We start from the raw sequence: 21,054 nt of genomic DNA, 5'->3' as shown, positions 1-21,054 counted from the left end.
CTATCTCTTCCGACATCAGGATGCCGTGCCCCGCTTTTATGTGCACCGAAACTTCTCCCGACTCGGGAATGTTCCTTTCCATTACGGATACTAAAATCTGAGGCGTATGAGACGTTGGTTGCTGCCTCGCTGCTATTCTTCGACTCACGTATCTCCTAATACGTTTGCCCTCGATCTCGCCCCCAGGCGCGTTTGCGGGCTTTTTTATGTTTACGAAAAGTAAATGGAAAAGCACGTCCTGCAATGCGGTCGTAGATGTCAGGTCTCGCCTGGTCATATACACGTTTTCGAAGCAAATCGGGGCGCGTGGAGAGTTCGAGGAGAGTTCGGGGTCTACCTTGGGAGAGTTCGGGGTCAGACCTTGCCTCTTGTCCCCGGGTCACGGGAGAGGCAAAAGGCAAGGTCTGACCCCCATGAAACACAAAACCGCTGCGATCAAAAACGGCGGCGTGTGGTCGGATAGAGACCTTTGTGCCGATGGCGAGCGACCCAGCCCATGACCTCTCCGAATGTGGAACACGACCGAACCGTTGATCCCGCCGAGGTGGAACGCTACCGCGCCCTTGCCGAGATGTGGTGGCAACCGGATGGAAGACTCTGGCCCCTGCACGTGCTGAATAACCTGCGCAGTGACTACATCCGTGACCAACTCTGCCGCTCGCTCGGGCGGAACGCAGAGGCCGTGCGACCCCTCGCCGGCCTGCGCATGCTCGACATCGGCTGTGGCGGCGGGCTGCTGAGCGAGGCCATAGCCCGCCTGGGGGCGGATGTACTGGGCGTGGACGTGGTCGACCGCAACATCGCCGCGGCGCGGCTTCATGCCGCGGAGCAGGGCCTGGATATCGAGTACGAAGTGAACACTGCGGAGGCCCTCGCCGGGCGTGGCGAGGCCTTCGACGTGATCCTGAACATGGAGGTGGTGGAGCATGTGGCGGACCTGCCCGCGTTCATGGCGAGCGTCAACCGCATGCTGCGCCCGGGCGGCCACACCTTCGTGGCCACGATCAATCGCAATCCAGTCTCGTTCGTGGTGGCGATTGTCGGGGCGGAGTACCTGTTCCGCATCCTGCCCCGGGGCACCCATCAGTGGAAGCGCTTTGTCACGCCCCGGGAAACGCGGGCGCTGCTGGCACGGGACGGCCTGGAGCCCGTCTCGCAGACAGGAGTGAAGGTGAATCCGCTCACCCGCCGGATGTGGCTTTCGCGATCCATGAGCGTCAACTACATGCTGCTGGCACGGAAGCCCGAAGCCTGAAGGGCGAGTTCGCTGTATGGCGCTTCCGCTGATCCATCATCCGAGCTACACGATCGAACTGCCGGATGGGCATCCATTCCCGATGGCGAAGTTCCGGGTCCTGCGGGAGCGGCTGGAGACCGGGCTGGCCGACACAACATTCGACTGGCTGCAACCGGAGATCGCCCCTCGCAGGGCCTTGGCCCGCGTGCATACACCGGCCTATCTGAATGCCTTCCTATCCGGCCAGACCAGCAAGGCCGCCCAGAGGCGCAGCGGGTTCCAGTGGTCGGAAGCGCTGGTGGAGCGCGTGCGACTGGAAACGGGCGGCACCCTGCTCACCGTAGAGGCCGCACTGAGCGACGGCCTGGCCCTGAACACCGCCGGCGGCACTCACCATGCCCACGCGGGGTTCGCGAGCGGGTATTGCCTGATCAACGATATTGCGGTCGCAACGGCCCATGCGCGCGCCATGGGATGGGTCCGGCGTGTGCTGATCATCGACCTCGACGTCCACCAGGGCGATGGCACGGCCGCCATCTTCGCGGACACCCCCGAGGTGGTGACGTTCTCCATGCACGCGGGGACCAATTTCCCGGCGCGCAAGACACCCGGCGACCACGATATTGAACTCGCCCGCGGTACCGGCGATGAAGCCTATCTGGCCACCCTGCGGGATACCCTGGCGATCCTGATCGACGACATGCGCCCGGACCTGGTGGTGTACGACGCCGGCGTCGATGTACACCAAGCGGATCGGCTGGGGCATCTGCAGCTGACCGATGCGGGCCTCGAGGTGCGTGACCGGCACGTGCTGCAGGTCTGTCGCGAGAGAGCCGCGCCAGTGGCAGCGGTGATCGGCGGGGGTTACGACCGCGACATCACGGCGCTTGCCGACCGCCATGCGATTCTCCATCGGACCGCCGTGTCCCTATGACCGAGACCGAGACCGAGAAAGATCGAGAAAGAGAACACCCATCTTGCTCCGGGCGCCACACCGAACGCGTCGACCGGTACCGGTGACGATCGACGGAGCGAGCCCGGCCTACCGGATCCGGCCGTGACACCCTACCCTACCGCATGCACATGCACGACAGCCGTGCTGTTCGACGCGCACCGAAGCCGCACCCCGGAAGGCGCTCACGGATCCGGGTCCGGGAACAGATCCATCTGCTCCCGCGTAGACACCTGCCTCGTCCGGCCATGGGTACGCGCAGAAGGGCGGCGCCGGCTGCCATGCCGCTGATGAATACCAGCCGCCTCTTGACGGGAATCTCCGGTCCCGCGCACCGACTTGAACCGTTCACGTGCCAGCCGCGCCGCCTTTTCGTGATCCACCACCGGCAGCGGATAGTCGCGGCCGATGCGGCAGCCGGATTGACGCTGCAGACCCTCTGTCATCTTCCAGGGCTGGTGAATCCAGTCGCCCGGTACTCGCGCCAGTTCCGGTACCCATTGGCGGATAAACATGCCTTCCGGATCCTGATCCAGCGACTGCTTCACCGGGTTGTAGATGCGCAGGGCGTTGATACCCGTCGTTCCCGACTGCATCTGCATCTGGCTGTAGTGGATGCCGGGCTCGTAGTCCGTGAATATGCGTGCCAGATGCTGCGCGGGCCGGCGCCAGTGGAGCCAGAGGTGATACGAGGCGAACGCGACGACCATCGCGCGCATACGGAAATTGATCCAGCCGTGATGGCGCAAGGCGCGCATGCACGCATCAACCAGGGGGTATCCCGTGAGGCCCTCTTGCCAGGCACGAAAACGGTGCTCATCAAAGGCGTCTTCGCGCAGTCCATCGCAGGCACGATGCAGGTTCTGGAACTCGATGTCCGGGGCATCTTCCAGCTTCTGGATGAAATGACAGTGCCAGTGCAACCGCTCCTCGAACTGGCGCAGCGATTTCTTCCATGCCGCCTGCCGGCGATCCAGGCCGCGCGGTGCGCGCAACTGCCTCTGACGTTCGCGCGAGGCCTGCAGCACACGGCGCAACGAAACCGTGCCGTAAGCCAGGTGGGGGCTCAGCCGCGAACTGGCGGTCCAGGCCCGTGCGGGGCTGCTGATACCGCCGGCATAGTGCTCTCCGCGCTCGCGCAGGAAGTCGCGCAAAACCCGGCGCCCGGCGTGCAACCCCGGGGGCTGCAGATCGATCGCGATGTCGGCCGCAACCCCTGCCGGAGGGTGTGGCAGGCGGTCCACCCCACCCGCCACCGCGGGTCCGGCGGCGAGGGCCCGAGGTGCGCTAAAGGGGAGTTCGCGCATCAAATCCTCCCACTGAGACGCCCAGCCATCGCGGTTGTGCAGGCCGCGAACGACGCCGTGCTGGCGGTACTCGCGCCACGGGATACGCCGATCGCGCAGCAGGCGTGCGACCGCAAGATCACGGTCATAGGTCCAGCGATTTCCGGTTTCCTGATGGCTGTACACCGCCGCAACCGGGATCTCTTCGAGAAGCTGCTGGAGCACCTCCACCGCAGAGCCCTCGCGCACGATGAGGGGTCGACCGAGATCGGACAAGGCCCGGTCCAGTTCCAGGAGGCTGGCCCGAATGAAATCCCAGTGGCGCCGGCTCGTATCCGGTAGTTCCCAGTAGCCTGGCTCCACGATGTACAGCGGCAGTATGGGCCCTGCCTGTGCGGCATGATGGAGCGGGCCGTGATCATCAATGCGCAGATCGCGCTTGAACCATACGAGGTGGAGGGGCTCGGGCATCTGTCAGGGCTCCGAAGGGCGAGACTGGACGGGCCTGCATCGACGTCGTCCGCATATTCTCTTGCAGTGCAGACCGCCGGAGCCGCTCGGGGGTTCGTGCGCGGGGAAAGGACATCCCGCTGAGGGGCTGCTTGCCCCCCGTTGAACTTGCCCTTCGGCGACAGGACGAACGCTTTGTTCTCTCCCCACGAAAATCAACCGAAGGAGCCACGCGCGATGAACAAACGGACAGCACTGGTGACCGGCGCAACCGGCGGGGTGGCAAGCGCACTGTTGCGATCACTCGATCCCGCAAATGACCGGGTCGCTCTTGTCTCGCGCGACGCCGACGCACTGGAAGCCCTTCGCAGAGAGCTTCCAGATGACCTCGAGGCATGCACGATCGTCGCGGATGTCAGCACCGCTGAAGGCGCGGATGCGGCCGTGGTCCGAGCCTCCGACCATTTCGGCGAGCCCCCCGCGCGACTCGCTCACTGTGCCGGCAGCGCGCTGCTGGCCCCGTTGCACCGAACCACAGAGGCGCAGTATCGCGACTGCATGGCGGCCAACCAGGACAGCGCCTTCTACACCCTGCGCGCCTGGGTAAAGGCCCGACTCCAGACGGACGAACCCCGCGGTAGCGCGGTTCTGTTCAGCTCGGTCGTCGCCCAGATCGGCGTCTCCAATCACGAAGCGATTGCGATGGCCAAAGGCGCGATCGCCAGCCTGGTCCCCGCCGCTGCCGCGACCTACGCCGGCCACGGCATCCGGGTCAACGGGATTGCCCCCGGACTGACGCGGACGGGCGCCACCGAACGGCTATTTGCCTCCCCACGTGCCGAGGCGCAGATCGTGGCGCAGTATCCGCTGCAACGTTACGGGCAGGCGGCAGACCTCGCGCGGGCCGTCACATGGCTGTTGTCCGACGAGGCTGAATGGGTCACCGGCCAGGTCCTGTCGGTGGACGGCGGGTTCTCCCGCGTGCGCCCAATGGTCCCGACAGGCGGCTGAAGGGTTTTGGCACGCATCGCAATCATTGGTGCCGGGATCTCCGGGCTCACAGCCGCCCGGCGGCTGCACGATGCCGGGCATGACTGTCTCGTGCTGGAGAAGAGCCGGGGCCTCGGCGGGCGCATGGCCACGCGGCGCACGGATGGCCTGAGCTTCGATCACGGGGCCCAGTATTTCACCGCTCGTGGGGCAGGCTTTCGCCGTCAGGTAAAGACCTGGCAAGAGCAGGGTGTGGTGGCGCCTTGGGGAGCGGACCGGCTCGTGGGCCACCCCGACATGACGGCCCCGGCCGGCGCCCTGGCAGCGCCCCTGGAGGTAAGTCGCAACTCCCGAGTCGAGGGCCTTCGACGTTCCGACGGGGTCTGGTATCTACAGGTCGAGTCGATGCCTGAACATGCCGACCTTGAGGGTCCGTTCGACGCAGTCCTGCTCGCCCTGCCCGCACCGCAGGCCAGCGAACTGGCGGCCACCGCCGGAACCGGCTTTGCAGTGCTTGCGGGCGTTCGCTATGCCCCCTGCATTGCGTTGCTGGCCGCCGTCGAAGGCTCCACCGACCTGCACGAAACATCGTGCGAATTCTCGGGGCAGCCGCTGGTCTGGGTTGCCCGGAACGGCACCAAACCCGGCCGAGACACGGAATCCGAAACCCTCGTGGCCCACGCCAGCCCCGACTGGTCCCGTGAGCACATCCAGGAAGAGCCGGATCACTTGGCACCTCCGCTACTGACCGCCCTGCGGCCCCTGCTCGGCTCCGCCCGCCTGCTCCAGCATCAGGTCCACCGGTGGCTGTACGCGCGGGTCGAGCAGGCCGCCGGCCAGCCCTGCCTCTGGGACCCCGGGCAGCGCCTGGGCGCCTGTGGGGACTGGGCCCTGGGGCCGCGCGTCGAGTCGGCATTCGACAGCGGCCAGGCCCTAGCAGACGCGGTCCACGAGACCCTTCCCACCCCGCACAGGGGCACCCCATGACCGGCGTCGTCGACACCGACGGCGACGCACCAGACGGACGCGCCGACCTTTTCCCGCCGTCACGGGCGGCCGCCCTGGAGCGGCTGTCGGATTTTGTGCCCCGCGCGGGGCATCACTATGCGGCCCAGCGAAACCGCGATCTCGGGCCCGGTAGACGCGACAACGTATCGCTGCTCTCGCCCTACATCCGCCACCGGGCATCAGCGAACACGAGGTGATCGCACGGGTCCTGGCCCGGCATTCACCAGAGGCGGCCGAGAAGTTTGTCCAGGAAGTTTTCTGGCGTACTTACTGGAAAGGGTGGCTGCAGATGCGCCCCCGGGTCTGGCAGGCCTTCCTGGAAGAACGCGATATCGACCGTGCACGCCTCGCCGAAGACGATGACCTGCGCGAGGCCGTCGCCGCGGCCGAGTCCGGGCGCAGCGGAGTCGACGGATTCGACCACTGGGCCCGTGAACTGGTCGCAACCGGGTATCTGCACAACCACGCGCGTATGTGGTTCGCGTCGATCTGGATCTTCACCCTGCGGCTTCCGTGGACGCTGGGGGCGGACTTCTTCCTGCGCCATCTGCTCGATGCCGACCCCGCCTCCAACACCCTGGGCTGGCGCTGGGTCGCGGGCATCCAGACGCCGGGCAAGACCTACGTCACAACGACCGACAACATTGCCCGCTTTACCGATAACCGGTTCAGTCCGCAGGGTCTGACGTCTGAAGCGCCCGCGATCCGCGACGAAACCCCGCCTCCCGCCAGCGCCCTTCCGGGCCCGCGGACCCTGCCGCGCGGCCGGCGTGTGCTCCTCCTGTTGCATGGCGACGACTTCAGCGGTCAGGAAGTATTGCCGAAAGAGACCGACGTGGCGGCAATCGCCGTCGCCCGGCGCGGCCACCCTGACATGCCCTGGCCTTTTGGGGCCGCGACTGGCCACTGGGTAGACACGCTAGCCGAGGATGCGGCGCGGCGCGCGGGGGAGAGCCTACAGCAGCCCGCAACCGTTCTCCCGCAACTCCATGCGGAGACCCTCCGGTCGCAGTGTGCCGCCGCCGGCGTGACTACCATCGCCACACCGGAGGCGCCTGTCGGGCCCCTGGCCGACGCCCTGGATGTCATTGCTCACGAGCTGGCGGAAGACGGAATCGAGGTCATTCCGCTGCGCCGGATGTGGGACGATCTCGCCTGGCCCCATGCCACCCACGGATTCTTCCGGTTCAAACGCCAGATCCCCGAACTGCTCGCCCGGAACAACCTGTAGCGCCAGGCAGCCCAATCAGGTGGGGAGCATTCGATTCAGCAGGTATCGCTCCTGATCGAGGCTCTCGATCGCGCCGGGACGTACCGACCAACCGAACATGGCCGACTCACTTCTGCACAACTTGACGCAACCAACCAAGGGAGAGGCAAAGGTCAAGGTCTGCCCCCCGTGATTCTTGCGCACCCAGCCATGCCCGCAACGGCGAGATCGTCGTCGCCCTGATCGATGGCGAAGAAGCCACCCTAAAGCGCATCGAGCAAACGCCAGAACAGGTCCTGCTGCACGCAGCGAACCCAGCGTATCCTCCGCTCACCCTCGTCCCTGAACAGCTGCAAATCCAAGGGGTACTCGTCGGACTAATGCGGCGTTACTCGGCCTAATTTGTTCCCTGCCTGCGTCTGAGTTTCGCGGCCGCGAAACTGGTCGGATCCCACACCAAAATTGGTTGCGAGCCATCTGTTTCGCGGCCGCGAAACCAACCAAGACACGAGGCGCCCTGGCGCCCTCGAAAGCAGAGTTAAAAAGCGAGAAATGGACGCGCAAAAAGACGGTACCACGGGAGGGTTCGACGGTGGTTTCGCGGGCGCGAAACTCGCATGACAATGATTCTCAGGCGAGGGGCAGGACTTCCATCATTCCCTTTAGCCCTAAATGGAATGATGGAAGTCCTGCCCCTCGCGAATGATTCGGCAGACAGAAATGACACAGCGGTCATCATTCACTTTAGGCCTAAAGTGAATGATGGAAGTTCTGCCCCTTGTGTCAAATTCTCCGTTTTCGAAATGACTCAACTTCCATGTTTCACTTTAGGCCTAAAGGGAATGATGGAAGTTGAGCACATTCGGGGTGGCTAGGCTACGGATCGTCCGCCCAAAACCTAAAGTGAATGATGGGTCATCATTCCAAATAGTTAATACAGTGGACAGAACCCGGGGTCAGTTCCCCTGAACGAAAGACCCAATCCGAGGCCTTCGACCTCAGCGGGCCTTTCCGCGAGAAGAAGTCGACGGTGGAGGGCAACGACGCCATAGGCCAATGGCATCGCATGGATTCCGCGGCCCAATTCGTATTCCGCTAACCACATCGCCCGATCGATCGTGTCCCGCGGCACATCTGGTCGGCTCCATCGTGTGGCAGCCCGCCATAGACATCGCCGCATATCCTCTATCCTTGGTTCCTTCGAGTACCGATACCACTCATACCCACTCGGAGTCATCACCGCTATGGCGTGTATCACTCGTCCGTCGTAGTCGATCCCCACCGCCGAAGACGCTTCGAGCGACCCCAATATCCATTCCGCCTCATGCCATTGCATCGATTAGCTCCTGCTGCGCCCGGACGTAATCGGCAGCAACCGACGACATAGCATCGCGGAGCACCCAATCCCCGGTCACAGCAGAGTGCACAGCAGCGGCCAGATCTCCACTGGGGCTCCCTTCCCACTCGCGCGCCACCGAGCGCAGACATACCACCAGCGCGGATCCCAGTATCTCCTTTGCCTCCGCATCAGGCATGCCGATGCTGGTAATCTCCTGGCCGATCTCGTGGAGGGCCCGCTCCACGTACACTTCTGCGATCACCGCCGCTAACCCCCAAAGTGCGTAGGTCTCGCCGGAAACCAAGGTCGGATCAATCTCGCTGACAACGAGTTCGACCCTATGCTCGATTACTGAAGCCTCTATCACCATCGAGGCTGACCCCGAACACAATTTCCGCACCGTGCAACTGCAGGGCCGATAATCCAGCCCAAGGAGTGCGCATATCCGTTGCGCGAAAATGCCCGAACTCACCCCACTGGATAGGTCATAGAGCATGTGATCGTGACTCGATGAGGCGTTGATGAAAATCGACCGGCCATCGCTCAACGCCACTCTATAGCTGCGCCACCATCCGGCGGATGGCCCCATCCCAATAGTCGCTGGAGCTGTTTGGAACCTATATGTCTTCATATCGCTATCCCTCGTGATTGTTGGTTTCGTCCTGCCCGTCTGGCATGGAGGAGACCAACGTATCCGAGTAATCATCACTGTCCATTTCTTGTAAGGTCTAGAACCCCAAGGAGACGAAATGACTGAAGGCTCTCAGAGACCACTGTGCGCGTCAGCCGCACTACGTGAAAAACGACCTATGCAGAATTAATCGAAATCGGGCACGGTAGTACGCGTATCAACGGTAAGCCCTAGATCTAGGGAGAAGCCGAGAAAGCCAAGGAAAGCCCAAAGATACGAAAAGGAAAGCGAAAATGGATACGAAACAAATCGACACGCTAATCACCATCCGCGACGTATGCGACATGACACGCCTGTCGCGAGCGTCGATCTATCGATTGCTCCAGCGCGATGCCTTTCCGGCTCCCCGTCGAATCAGCGCTCGGTGCGTCAGATGGCGCCTCTCCAGCATTGAACGCTGGATCGATAAGCTGCCTGCCAACCAAGATGCAGAGTGATCAGGGCACTAAAGTGTTGGGGCACGCGTGGTTGCAAACGGCGTGGGCAGGCATCACGGCGAGCACGCGTCATTCGGAAGCGTGAGGCGCGCCAGAGATGCAGGGAGAGGGGCGTGAAGCTCCATCCAGGTAAACGACCCCAACTGGCTCGCTGTCCCTGGATGGCTTGGTGTTCGTGGCGTGTGAGTTGGTACCCGGTGGGCGGCCCTGGCCGACTTCTCGCCCCGACAGGGCGTGGGCACACTGCGAGCCCCGCGGGGGACGTAGCCCGAGGAGGCGGCGGAGACGACGCACGAGCCGTTTCGGCAATTTATCCCAGGCTTTGCACGTGGGCCTCAGACACATACCCCAGATGGCCGACCATCGTCCGGCTATCAGTGCATCGCCATCCACCGCGCCAGTCGCTTGGTCTATCTGGCGCTCCAGAGGGCTCGCAGAGTGCCGAGGCCGCGACAAGTATTCCGAAAAAGCGGCTGTGCAACGCTCCTTGCCATATGAGCCATGCCTTGTACGAGAACCGAAAGAAATCTACTGGTCGCTTTGGCGCCGCCCGAGAGCGGAAGCCGGCGGGGAGCATCCCTGCGACCGGCTGTGTGCCGAGAAAGACATCGACCGCCGTCTGATCCGCCCCCAAAGGGCCCCAGACCAACGGTATGGTCGTAAGCTTCAACCGCCGCATCACCGACCTGCTGCTGACGCGCCCCTTTCACTTGGGTCAGTGCTTCAGGGGTGAAAGAGGAAGCCCCGGCCACGCAGGACTTAGAACCGCTATCCGATAGCGCGGAGCAGAGTCACTACGACTGCTTGGATCTGGTGACAACTACGCTGACCGATAGGAACCTGCGGGAAAGGGCAAAGAGGCATTGCGAACACAGGGCGGCCGTGGATCTGCCCGCAGCCCGGTCGAGCACGCACCCCCGTTTGGCGCCACGGGTATGCCTCTTGCGCTCGGCCGACCCCGGTTTCGTATATGGCCAGGGCCTGTTTTGTCTATGTGTCCAGCACTTCGGCCGTGTCGTCGGCGAGACGGTCCAGCAGAATCTACAAGTCGGACGGGGCGTCTAGGTCAATTGTTACCTGTTGGCCCGGTTTTCGTGCCTCGGGAAGCGTAGGGCCCAAAAAAGAAAAGCCCCGCCAGTAATTTACCGGCGGGGCCTACCGTTCCTAAGAATGGCACACAGGATGGTATATATGGCGTTTTTTGCCCTATAACTTCCTGATTTTCTGGGGTGTTTGGTGGAGCGGAGGAGGATCGAACTCCCGACCTTCGCATTGCGAACGCGACGCTCTCCCAGCTGAGCTACCGCCCCAAACAGGACGCGCATTCTAGCAACTCCACCCGGTGGCGGGAAGCCCCGCCCGCACAAGATTCGCGAGACGCCCCGCCATGCCTCGGGATCACCTTTTCGCGCCGCACGTCACGGAACTTGGGCCTGGACCCGGTCTAGCATTAGGGCATGTCCGTCACCCACATCCAACGACCCGGGGCGACCGACCCCAGCCTCCGGCTCGCGGGTCTGGCCACACGACGGCCCGCTGCTCGCTCGATATACTGTCCGACATGAGTCTGTCCGTTCGCATCCTTGGCGCCAGTGGCGGGATTGGCCCGGGCCGGCGTACCACATCCATCCTCATCGATAACGACATCCTTATCGACGCGGGCAGTGGCGTGGGCGATCTGACCCTGGAGGAGCTGCGGCGCATTCGCCATGTCTTCCTGACCCACTCGCACCTGGACCATATCGCCTTCCTCCCGATGCTGGCGGATATGGTCTACAGCCCGGATGCCCCGCCCGTCCACGTTCACGGCCTCCCGGCAACACTCAAGGCCCTGTGCGATCACGTCTTCAACTGGGTGATCTGGCCGGACTTCACCCGTCTGCCACGGCCCAATCAGCCCTTGATCCGCCTGGAGTCGCTGCAACCCGGTCACAGCATCGCGGTGGAACATCGCGAGATCCAGGTGCTGCCCGCCCGCCATACCGTGCCCGCGGTCGGCTACAGCGTCACCAACAGCGACGGCGCCGCCTTCGCCTTCAGCGGCGACACGACCTCCTCGCACCTGCTCTGGCCCGCGCTGAACGCCCTGCCCCACCTCGATCTGCTGATGATCGAGACCGGCCTCCCAGACGAGATGGAGGGCATGGCGGATCTGGCCAAGCACTACACCCCGCAGCACCTGGGCGAGGACCTGGCGCAACTGCAGCACCGCCCGCGCATTGCCATTACCCATCTCAAGCCCGGCCACGAACAGGCCATCCGCCAGCAGCTCGCCCGCTCGCCGCACCACGACGGCATGATCTTCCTGCACGGCGACGAACGCTTCGAACTCGGCGCCCACCCTTAGCGGCTACTCATCGCTCGTCCTCACGAGGCCCGCAGGGCTGCGCCGATCGGTCGCGAGCCGCCCGAACACGCCACAGGCTGGTTGCCACCGCACCACCTCCCGTTCACACGCCTGTAACATCCCTGTTATCTAATGCGGATCAGGTAATCACGAGACGGGGCCATGGCCACTCGAATTCTGCTGGTGGAAGATGATGCAGCGATCCGCGAGATGCTGCAGGTGCCGTTCCAGAAGGCGGGCTACGAGGTCCGCGAGGCCGGCGATGTCCGCTCGGCAAAATCCCTCCTGCTGGAAGACCCACCGGATCTGATCCTGCTGGACTGGATGCTGCCGGACATCAGCGGCATCGACTGGGCGCGTACGCTCAAGACCAGCCCCGTCACCAAGGACATCCCGCTGATCATGCTGACTGCCCGCGGCGAGGAAGAAGACCGCGTGCGCGGCCTGGATGTCGGCGCCGACGACTACGTAACCAAACCGTTCTCGCCGCGCGAGCTGGTCGCGCGCATGAAGGCCGTGCTGCGCCGCACCTCGCCCACCACCAGCGAGGAACCGATCGAGATCGAGGGCCTGCGTCTGGACCCCGTCTCCCATCGCATCACCGGCAACGGCGCGGCCATCAGCATGGGCCCTACCGAGTACAACTTGCTGCACTTCTTCATGACCCATCAGGATCGGGTGTTCAGCCGCGAACAGCTGCTGGACAAGGTCTGGGGCACCAACGTCTATGTGGAGGAACGCACGGTGGATGTACACATCCGCCGCCTGCGCAAGGCGCTGGCCGACACCGGGCATGACCACCTGGTGCAAACCGTGCGTGGTTCAGGGTACCGTTTCTCGCAGCTTCCCTGACCTTCGGCGGTCCCCGTGCAGCCCCGCAAGACCTGGCCCGACATCCTCATTACCAGCCTGCTGATCGCGCTGCCGCTCCTGGCGCTTGGCTGGGCCACCGGCCAGTTCTGGCCCACCCTGGCGTTTCTGCTTGGGGCTGCACTGGCCTGGAACATCGCCAACCTGCTGTGGCTGGAGACCTGGCTGCGCCGGGGCGGCCGTGCCGACCCACCGGACGTGCGCGGCCTGTGGGGCGTGATCTTCGACCACCTCTACCGCCGCCGCAGACGCCACGAGAACCGCGTGCATCGGTTGCGCCAGCTGCTGGAGCGCTACCGGGACTCGGCGAAGGCCATGCCCGACGCGGTAGTGGTCCTGAACGATGACCTGCGCATCGAGTGGCTGAACGACATGTCCTGCCAGCTGCTCGGGCTCCACTGGCCGCGTGACGAGGGCCAGCGCATTACCCACCTCCTGCGCCACCCGGAGTTCCTGACGTTCATGGAACGTGCCCGCGAGTCCCTCGCGCGGGTGACCGTGCCCTCCCCGCTGGACAGCGAGCGCCAACTGGAGATGCGCATGCTCCCCTATGGCGACGCGCAGTACCTGCTGCTGGCCCGGGACACCACCCACCTGCACCGCCTGGAGGTCATGCGGCGCGACTTCATCGCCAACGTCTCGCACGAGCTGCGCACGCCGCTGACCGTACTCTACGGCGTCACCGAGAGCCTGGAAGACGAACTGGAGGACCAGCCTCAGCTCGCGCGTTCGGTCCAGATGCTGCGCGAACAGTCCGAGCGCATGAAACTGCTGGTGGACGACCTGCTGCTGCTCTCACGCCTGGAGACCGGCGAAACCACCGGCCCGCAGGACTGGTTCAACCCGTTCCCACTGTTCCAGAAGCTGACGGACGAGGCGCGCATCCTTTCGGGCACGGAAGCGCACGCGATCGTGCTGGACGCCGACCCCAAACTGGAGTTCCAGGGCAACCCGGACGAACTGCGCTCGGCCTGCGCCAACCTGCTGTTCAATGCCGTGAAGTACACCCCCGGCGGGACCACCATCACCCTGCGCTGGCGCGCCGACGACGACGGCGCACGCCTGAGCGTCGAGGACACCGGGCCCGGCATCGCCAGCCATCACCTCGGGCGCCTGACCGAACGTTTCTATCGCGTGGATGCCGGACGCACCCAGTCGCGCGGCGGGACAGGCCTGGGCCTGGCCATCGTCAAACATGTCCTCGCCCGCCACGAAGGCCACCTCGCCATCGAAAGCCAGGTCGGCCGCGGCAGCCGCTTCACCTGCCTGTTCCCCCTGACCCGCATCCGCCGCGCCGCACCCTCCGGCCCCTCCAACTAACGTCATTGCGAGAGCCCGCAGGGCCCGTGGAAATCGTCCGCAAACGCCCCGAACCCATGGGCCTTTCGGACCGATTGCCGCGTCGCTTCGCTCCTCGCAATGACCTATACCAATACCCGTCATTGCAAGCGCAACGAAGTAATCACCCCCACGAACCCGGCCCCATCCCTACCGGGCCAGATGTCACGCGGCTGTCACATGCGCGTCACGCAACTGCAAGCACCGCTCCCGATAATTCGTCATCAAGGACCGAGCCACTCGGCCTTGAAAACCTCAAGCAAGCCCAAGGGAGTACACCCATGTTGTTGAAGCGAAGCATCCTCGCGCTGGCCACGGCCACAGCCCTCGCCATCGCCCCGCTGACCGCCGCGGCTGAAGTCGATGCCGACATCCCGGCCTACGAGACGGTCTCCGGCATCTCCGGCAACCTGTCGAGCATCGGTTCCGACACCCTGAACAACCTCATGACCCTGTGGGCGGAAGAATTCCAGGGCTTCTACCCGAACGTGAACGTCCAGATCCAGGGTGCCGGCACCTCCACCGCCCCGCCCGCCCTGACCGAAGGCACCGCCGACTTCGGCCCGATGTCGCGCATGCCGCGTGACAGCGAACATGCCGAGTTCGAACAGCGCCACGGCTACGAGATGACCGCCGTGCCGGTCGCCATCGACACCATCGCCGTGTTCGTGAACCGCGACAACCCGATCGAAGGCATGAGCATCGATCAGGTCGACGCCGTCTTCTCCTCCACCCGTCGTTGTGGCGGTGCCGAGGACATCACCCGCTGGGGTCAGCTCGGACTGGAAGGCTCCTGGGCCAACCGTGACATCACCCTGTACAGCCGTAACGCCGTCTCCGGCACCTACGGGTACTTCCGCCAGCACGCCCTGTGCGATGGCGACTTCAAAAACGCCATCAACGAACAGCCGGGTTCCGCCTCGGTGGTTCAGGGCGTCTCCGAGTCCCTGAACGGCATCGGCTACTCCGGCATCGGGTACTCCACCTCCGGCGTGCGCGCCATCCCGCTGGGCACCGAAGAAGGCAACTACTTCGAGCCGAACGGCGAGAACGCCGCCTCCGGTGACTACCCGCTGGCCCGCTTCCTCTACGTGATGGTCAACAAGCACCCGGAAGACGGCCTGACCCCGCGCGCGGCCGAGTTCCTGAAGATGGTGCTGTCGAAGGAAGGCCAGGAGGTCGTGGTGCGTGACGGCTTCATCCCACTGCCGGCCACGGTCGCCGAGCGCGAGCGCAAGAACCTCGGTCTGGAATAAACCGGGCGCAGTACCCGCGCCCAGGGAATGGGTGCAAAGGCCGGGACCCAAGGGTTCCGGCCTTTTTTGTGTGTTGTGCGCAGGCCTACCTCGCCCACCGGTCAACCAGCCGTCACATGGATGTCACGTCCCTGTCACATAGCGACCGTAGCATCACGCCCGACATCCAATGGTTTTGCACGCCCTTCGCGGCGGCTCTCAGGGGAACTTCATGTCCACCGCCACCATCGCCCCGCGTCTCGCCGGTTTCCAGCGCTGGCGCCGCACCAAGGATCGCTCCGCGCGCTACATGATCGGGTTTTTCGGGATCGCCGTGGTCGGCGCCCTCACCCTCATGTTCGTCTACCTGCTGAGCGAAACCCTGCCGATGTTCCAGGGCGCCAAGCTCGACCCCCTGACCGAGTACGCCGCCCCCGGCGGCGCCGATACCCGCACCGTGCACCTGGCGGTGAATCGCCACCGCGAAATGGCCGTGCGCATCACCGACGACCGGCGTGCCGTGTTCTTCCGCCCGAATACCGGCGAGATCGTGCGCGAACAGACCTTGCCGATTCCCGATGACGTCCGGGTCACCAGTTTCACCGCGGCCGAGCCGCGTACCCGCCTGGTGGCGCTTGGCCTCGACAACGGGCAGGTCCTCGCCATCGAGTACGAATACAACGAGCGCTTCACCCCCGAGGGCCGCGAATATGACCCGCGCGTGGTCTACCCGCTGGGTGACGAAGACTCCGCACTGCTGGATATCGACGGCGATGGCCCCGCCATCAGCGTGGTCGGGATCCAGCGCGGGTCCAGCGGTATTCGTGTCGCCGCCACCACCGAAGACGGCCACATCCGTCTGGTCCAGTTCGAGGAGACCACCTCGATGATGACCGGCGAGACCCAGGTGCGCCGCAGTGCCTACGACATGCCCGCCCTGCCCGAAGGCAGCACGGCCACCCGCATCCTCCTCGACATCACCGGCCGCATCATGCTCGTGGGCGACGACCAGGGGCGCCTGCACTCCTACGACATCCGTCGTCCGGCCAACGCGACCCTGGAAGACAGCAAGCGCGTGATTCGCGGAGACGATGCCGAAGTCACCTCGCTCGAGTACCTCTTGGGCACGGTGTCGATCGTCGTGGGCGGCTCGGACGGATCGGTCACCCAGTACATGCTGGTGCGTGACGACGACAACGTGAACCGCATCACCCGCGTGCGCGAGTTTCCCGCGCACGCGGGGGCCATCACCAACACCCAGCCCGAATACATCCGCAAGGGCTTCCTGACCGCCGACGAAACCGGCCAGATCAAGATCCACTACCCCACCTCGCAGCGCACCCTGGTGGAACGCCAGATTACCGATCAGGCGCTGCATCGAGTGTACGTGGACCCGCGCAACCGCCTGCTGATCGCGATCGACGAGGCCGAGAACTGGCACCTGCAGCGCCTGGAGAACCGTCATCCGGAGGTCTCCTTCCACGTGCTGTGGCAGAAGGTCTGGTACGAGGGGCGCTCGGGTGGCGACTATGTCTGGCAATCCTCCTCGGCCACCGACGAGTTCGAACCCAAGTTCTCGCTGATCCCCCTGACCATCGGCACCATCAAGGCCGCCTTCTACGCCATGTTGTTCGCCACCCCGCTGGCGATCATGGGGGCAATCTACAGCGCCTACTTCATGTCGGCGCGCATGCGCACGCTCACCAAGCCGTCGATCGAGCTGATGGAGGCGCTGCCCACGGTCATCCTCGGCTTCCTCGCAGGGCTGTGGCTGGCCCCGTTCATCGAGGCGAACCTCCCCGCCGTCGCGAGCATCCTGATTCTGCTGCCGCTGTCCATGCTGCTGATGGCCTTCGTCTGGACCCGTGTGCTCCCCGAGCAGGTCCGCGCATTCATACCGGCGGGCTGGGAGGCCGCGATCCTGATCCCGGTGATCCTGCTGGTGGGCTGGTTCGCGGTGACGCTGAGCCCCCTGATCGAGATTTGGATGTTCGGCGGCGACGCGCGCCAGTGGCTGACCGACAACGGCATCACCTACGACCAGCGCAACGCCCTCGTGATCGGCATCGCCATGGGCTTCGCGGTGATCCCGACCATTTACTCGATTTCCGAGGATGCCGTGTTCAACGTGCCCAAGCACCTGACCCAGGGTTCGCTGGCGCTGGGGGCCACACCCTGGCAGACCGTAGTGCGCGTGGTCCTGCTGACCGCCAGCCCGGGGATCTTCTCGGCGGTCATGATCGGCTTCGGCCGCGCCGTCGGCGAGACCATGATCGTGCTGATGGCGACCGGCAACTCGCCGGTGGTCAACTTCAACATCTTCGAGGGCATGCGCACGCTCTCCGCCAACATCGCGGTCGAGATGCCCGAGGCCGCGGTCGGCGGCAGCCACTTCCGCATCCTGTTCCTCGCCGCCCTGGTGCTGTTCGCGCTCACGTTCTTCGTGAACACGGTCGCCGAGATCGTGCGCCAGCGCCTGCGCAACAAGTACGCCTCCCTTTAAAACGCATTCCAGACAGGTCTCGATCCGATGAATAAATGGTTCAAATCCGGCACCCCCTGGATCTGGCTGAATGCGGGCGCGGTGGCCACCTCGCTGGTGATGGTCTTCGGGCTGATCCTGATGATTGCGGTCAACGGCCTGTCGTTCTTCTGGCCGTCCAACGTCGCCCAGTTCGAATACCAGACGGCGCAGCAAAGCGAGCCTACCCAGGTCATGGGCGAGTTCCAGCGCTCCGAGACAATGACCGCCCAGGCCATGCGCGACGCCGGCTTCGACGTGCCCGAAGGCCAGGAAATCGTGGTACGGCACCTGGTCAAGCGCGGCAATCGTGACCTCGACTCGCGAGACTTCCGCTGGTATCTGGACGACTTCATGGGCGAGCGCGAGATGCCTCGCGATGCGGTGGTGCTGGAACGCCTGCAGTGGGGCAACTTCTACGGCTTTGTTCGCGAGTTCCGCGTGGACGACGCGGCCGTGGCCACCGGCAACGAGGCGCGCGTGCGTTTCGAGGCGGTTATCCCCGAGACCCGCGGCCTGGTCCGCCAGATCGAACGCATCGAACGCGTGGACATCGGCGCGATCAATTTCCAGATCGAGCAGATTCGCATTGCCCTGCGCGGTATCGAGCGTGCCACCGAGCTGTCGATCGAAGAGCGCGCCGAGCGCGAGGCGGAACTGCAGGCCGAACGCGCGGAACTCGAGGAGCAGTACGCGGAGCTGGAAAACGAGCGTAACGAGCTGCGCCGCGAACTGCGCCGCTACGCCATCCTGATGGAGACCGCCGACGGCGCCGAATCCGTGATCGCACTGGCGGATGTCGTGAACGCCTGGTGGCCGAACGACATGAGCATCCCGCAGAAGCTCGGGCACTACGTGCACACCTTCTGGGAGTTCATGACCGGCTATCCGCGCGAGGCCAACACCGAAGGCGGCATCCTGCCGGCGATCTTCGGGACCGTACTGATGGTCCTGATCATGTCGATCGTCGTGACCCCGTTCGGCGTGCTGGCCGCGATCTACCTGCGCGAATACGCAAAGCAGGGCCCGCTGGTGCGCATCATCCGCATTTCGGTGAACAACCTTGCGGGCGTCCCCTCCATCGTGTTCGGTGTATTCGGCCTCGGGTTCTTCGTCTACCTGGTCGGCGGCAACATCGACCAGATGTTCTTCCGCGACGCCCTGCCCTCGCCCACCTTCGGCTCGCCGGCGATCATCTGGGCCTCGCTCACGCTCGCGCTGTTGACCCTGCCGGTGGTAATCGTCTCCACCGAGGAAGGCCTGACCCGCATCGGCGCCAGCATCCGCCACGGCTCGCTGGCCCTGGGCGCGACCAAGGCCGAGACCCTGTGGCGCCTGATCGTGCCGCTTTCGGCGCCGGCGATGATGACCGGGCTGATCCTGGCCGTCGCGCGCGCGGCCGGCGAAGTGGCCCCGCTGATGCTGGTCGGGGTGGTCAAGCTGGCCCCCAGCCTGCCGGTGGACGGCAACTTCCCGTACCTGCACCTGGATCGCGCCTTCATGCACCTAGGCTTCCACATCTACGACGTCGGCTTTCAGAGCCCGAACGTCGAGGCCGGCCGGCCGCTGGTCTACGCGACCGCCCTGATCCTGGTGATGCTGATCATCGTGCTCAACCTGACCGCCATCTCGATCCGCAACTACCTGCGCGAGAAGTACCGCGCCGACAGTGACTGAGATACGACATGCACAACGTCTCTCGCATACATCGTCATTGCGAGGCCCCGCAGGGGCCATGGCAATCGGCTTCCGGTACCCCACACGCCGGAGGCACCCAAACCGATTGCCACGTCGCTGCGCTCCTCGCAATGACGGTGCTTTTCCGCCCCCTCGCGGTGCCGGGATGCGTCGAACCCCATTCCCCATGGAGTACCCGAAATGAGTGACACCCAGACCCACGCCCTCAACGTGGCCCAGAATAACCAGGCCCCGCGCGGCCTCAGCCTCGACCGAGAGGACATCTGCCTGACCGCGGAGGGCCTCAAACTTTTCTACGGCGAGGACCAGGCGCTCAAGGGCATCGACATCCGCATCCCGAAGAACCGCATCACGGCATTCATCGGGCCTTCCGGTTGCGGCAAGTCCACGTTCCTGCGCTGTTTCAACCGCATGAACGACCTGATCGATTCCGTACGCATCGAGGGCACCATCCGCCTGGACGGCGCGGACATCAACGACAAATCTGTGGATGTCCCCGAGTTGCGCCGCCGAGTGGGCATGGTGTTCCAGAAGCCGAACCCGTTCCCCAAGTCGATCTACGAGAACGTGGCCTACGGCCTGCGCCTGCAGGGCGTGAAGAACCGCCGCAAGCTGGACGAGGTGGTGGAGAAGTCGCTCAAGCGCGCCGCGCTGTGGGATGAGGTGAAAGACCGCCTGCACGAGAACGCCTTCGGCCTGTCCGGCGGCCAGCAGCAGCGCCTGGTCATCGCCCGCGCCATCGCGATCGACCCCGAAGTCCTGCTGCTGGACGAGCCCTGCTCGGCGCTGGATCCGCTGGCCACGCTGAAGATCGAGGAGTTGATGATCGAGCTGAAGAAGGACTACACGCTGGTCATCGTCACCCACAACATGCAACAGGCCGCGCGCGTCTCCGACTACACCGCCTTCATGTACATGGGCGAACTGATCGAATACGCGGATACCGACACCCTGTTCACCTCGCCTGCCAAGAAGCAGACCGAGGACTACATCACCGGCCGCTTCGGCTAGGGAGACACGGATGAATCTACACCTCCGCGTTGGTGCCCCATTTTGTGCGAGAGCAAGCGCTACAAACAGGCCGACAAGGCCCATGCCGGTACCAACACTCTGGAAATGGGGCAACAACCCCGTATGTCCTCACTTAGGGAAACACTGATCAATGGGCCTGCATCCGGCTCGGTGCCCCGCCGAAGCGTTTTTGGAAGGGCACTGGGGCCATTACGGCCGGCCTGGGCCCCTGTAACCGCCGTTTTTGGCGGTTACAGGGGCGATTTCCGGTCCTGCGGACACACTACCCCTGCGGCAGGAGTCCCCATCGTCGCGCACGGTACAGGTTCGCCAGGGCGAACAGGCTGTGCAGCTGCGCGGTGTTCTTCTTGAGGCCCCGGTAACGCACCTTGCGATACCCGAACAGGTTCTTCAGCACATGGAACGGATGCTCC

Annotated in this window: 15 protein-coding genes, 1 tRNA gene and 2 pseudogenes; 14 read left to right on the top strand and 4 right to left on the bottom strand. The window is 64.3% G+C overall.

All coding sequences use genetic code 11. The annotated features are described in order from the left end of the window. Positions 1–496 precede the first annotated feature (496 nt). Together ubiG and D579_RS0113285 are read left to right on the top strand one after the other, a co-directional pair. Complete coding sequence (gene ubiG, locus D579_RS0113290; protein ID WP_018939072.1) at positions 497–1,255, top strand: bifunctional 2-polyprenyl-6-hydroxyphenol methylase/3-demethylubiquinol 3-O-methyltransferase UbiG; 759 nt, start codon at positions 497–499, stop codon at positions 1,253–1,255. A gap of 16 nt (positions 1,256–1,271) precedes the next feature. Further along, positions 1,272–2,171, top strand: a complete 900-nt coding sequence (locus D579_RS0113285; protein ID WP_018952297.1) for a histone deacetylase — start codon at positions 1,272–1,274, stop codon at positions 2,169–2,171. Between the two features lie 203 nt (positions 2,172–2,374). Here D579_RS0113285 and D579_RS0113280 read toward each other — a convergent pair whose 3' ends face one another. After that, positions 2,375–3,946: a deoxyribodipyrimidine photo-lyase gene (locus tag D579_RS0113280; protein ID WP_018952296.1), complete on the bottom strand. Its 1,572-nt coding sequence runs from the start codon at positions 3,944–3,946 to the stop codon at positions 2,375–2,377. A 216-nt stretch (positions 3,947–4,162) separates the two neighbouring features. On the opposite strand from D579_RS0113280, the gene D579_RS0113275 reads away from it, so the two are divergent. The 4 genes and pseudogenes from D579_RS0113275 to D579_RS14965 all read left to right on the top strand — a co-directional run. Then, positions 4,163–4,936, top strand: a complete 774-nt coding sequence (locus D579_RS0113275; RefSeq protein WP_026289535.1) for an SDR family NAD(P)-dependent oxidoreductase — start codon at positions 4,163–4,165, stop codon at positions 4,934–4,936. Positions 4,937–4,942: 6 nt separating this feature from the next. Then, the gene (locus D579_RS0113270; protein WP_018952293.1) at positions 4,943–5,902 is read left to right on the top strand and encodes an NAD(P)/FAD-dependent oxidoreductase; all 960 of its coding nucleotides are present in this window, start codon (positions 4,943–4,945) and stop codon (positions 5,900–5,902) included. After that, a pseudogene (locus D579_RS14320) lies at positions 5,899–7,154 on the top strand (FAD-binding domain-containing protein). The gene D579_RS0113270 and the pseudogene D579_RS14320 overlap by 4 nt, the downstream one beginning before the upstream one ends. Positions 7,155–7,339: 185 nt before the next feature. Next, positions 7,340–7,534: pseudogene (locus D579_RS14965) on the top strand (LexA family protein); the annotation flags it as partial. 921 nt (positions 7,535–8,455) lie between these two features. On the opposite strand, the gene D579_RS0113255 reads toward D579_RS14965, so the two are convergent. Then, positions 8,456–8,842 (bottom strand): hypothetical protein, encoded by a 387-nt coding sequence (locus D579_RS0113255; RefSeq protein ID WP_018176573.1) that lies wholly within the window; start codon positions 8,840–8,842, stop codon positions 8,456–8,458. A 554-nt stretch (positions 8,843–9,396) separates the two neighbouring features. On the opposite strand from D579_RS0113255, the gene D579_RS0113250 reads away from it, so the two are divergent. Further along, the gene (locus D579_RS0113250; protein ID WP_018176572.1) at positions 9,397–9,600 is read left to right on the top strand and encodes an AlpA family transcriptional regulator; all 204 of its coding nucleotides are present in this window, start codon (positions 9,397–9,399) and stop codon (positions 9,598–9,600) included. Between the two features lie 1,234 nt (positions 9,601–10,834). On the opposite strand, the gene D579_RS0113245 is transcribed toward D579_RS0113250, so the two are convergent. Continuing rightward, positions 10,835–10,910 (bottom strand) — tRNA-Ala (locus tag D579_RS0113245). Positions 10,911–11,161: 251 nt separating this feature from the next. Between D579_RS0113245 and D579_RS0113240 the strand changes: the two genes are divergently transcribed. From D579_RS0113240 to pstB, 7 genes are all read left to right on the top strand, one after another. Continuing rightward, positions 11,162–11,947: a 3',5'-cyclic-nucleotide phosphodiesterase gene (locus D579_RS0113240; RefSeq protein ID WP_018952290.1), complete on the top strand. Its 786-nt coding sequence runs from the start codon at positions 11,162–11,164 to the stop codon at positions 11,945–11,947. A 162-nt stretch (positions 11,948–12,109) separates the two neighbouring features. Then, complete coding sequence (gene phoB, locus D579_RS0113235; RefSeq protein ID WP_018145420.1) at positions 12,110–12,799, top strand: phosphate regulon transcriptional regulator PhoB; 690 nt, start codon at positions 12,110–12,112, stop codon at positions 12,797–12,799. A gap of 15 nt (positions 12,800–12,814) precedes the next feature. Then, complete coding sequence (phoR, locus tag D579_RS0113230; RefSeq protein ID WP_018952289.1) at positions 12,815–14,137, top strand: phosphate regulon sensor histidine kinase PhoR; 1,323 nt, start codon at positions 12,815–12,817, stop codon at positions 14,135–14,137. Between the two features lie 299 nt (positions 14,138–14,436). Beyond that, positions 14,437–15,411 (top strand): PstS family phosphate ABC transporter substrate-binding protein, encoded by a 975-nt coding sequence (locus D579_RS0113225; protein WP_018145418.1) that lies wholly within the window; start codon positions 14,437–14,439, stop codon positions 15,409–15,411. A 211-nt stretch (positions 15,412–15,622) separates the two neighbouring features. Further along, a complete protein-coding gene (locus D579_RS0113220; protein ID WP_018938037.1) occupies positions 15,623–17,893 on the top strand; it encodes an ABC transporter permease subunit in 2,271 nt (756 codons plus the stop codon). Positions 17,894–17,920: 27 nt separating this feature from the next. Next, positions 17,921–19,588, top strand: a complete 1,668-nt coding sequence (gene pstA, locus D579_RS0113215; RefSeq protein WP_018938038.1) for a phosphate ABC transporter permease PstA — start codon at positions 17,921–17,923, stop codon at positions 19,586–19,588. A 201-nt stretch (positions 19,589–19,789) separates the two neighbouring features. Beyond that, entirely contained in the window at positions 19,790–20,620 is an 831-nt protein-coding gene (gene pstB, locus D579_RS0113210; protein ID WP_018145415.1) for a phosphate ABC transporter ATP-binding protein PstB, read from the top strand. 283 nt (positions 20,621–20,903) lie between these two features. On the opposite strand, the gene D579_RS15135 is transcribed toward pstB, so the two are convergent. Beyond that, positions 20,904–21,054, bottom strand: a 151-nt coding sequence (locus D579_RS15135) for a transposase (protein WP_018952288.1), incomplete at its 5' end; no start/stop codon positions are given.

This window comes from Thioalkalivibrio sp. AKL12, from assembly GCF_000377925.1.
Taxonomy (GTDB): Bacteria; Pseudomonadota; Gammaproteobacteria; order Ectothiorhodospirales; family Ectothiorhodospiraceae; genus Thioalkalivibrio; species Thioalkalivibrio versutus.
Note: the sequence above shows the minus strand (reverse complement) of the source record. Positions and strands in the feature narration are given on the sequence as shown.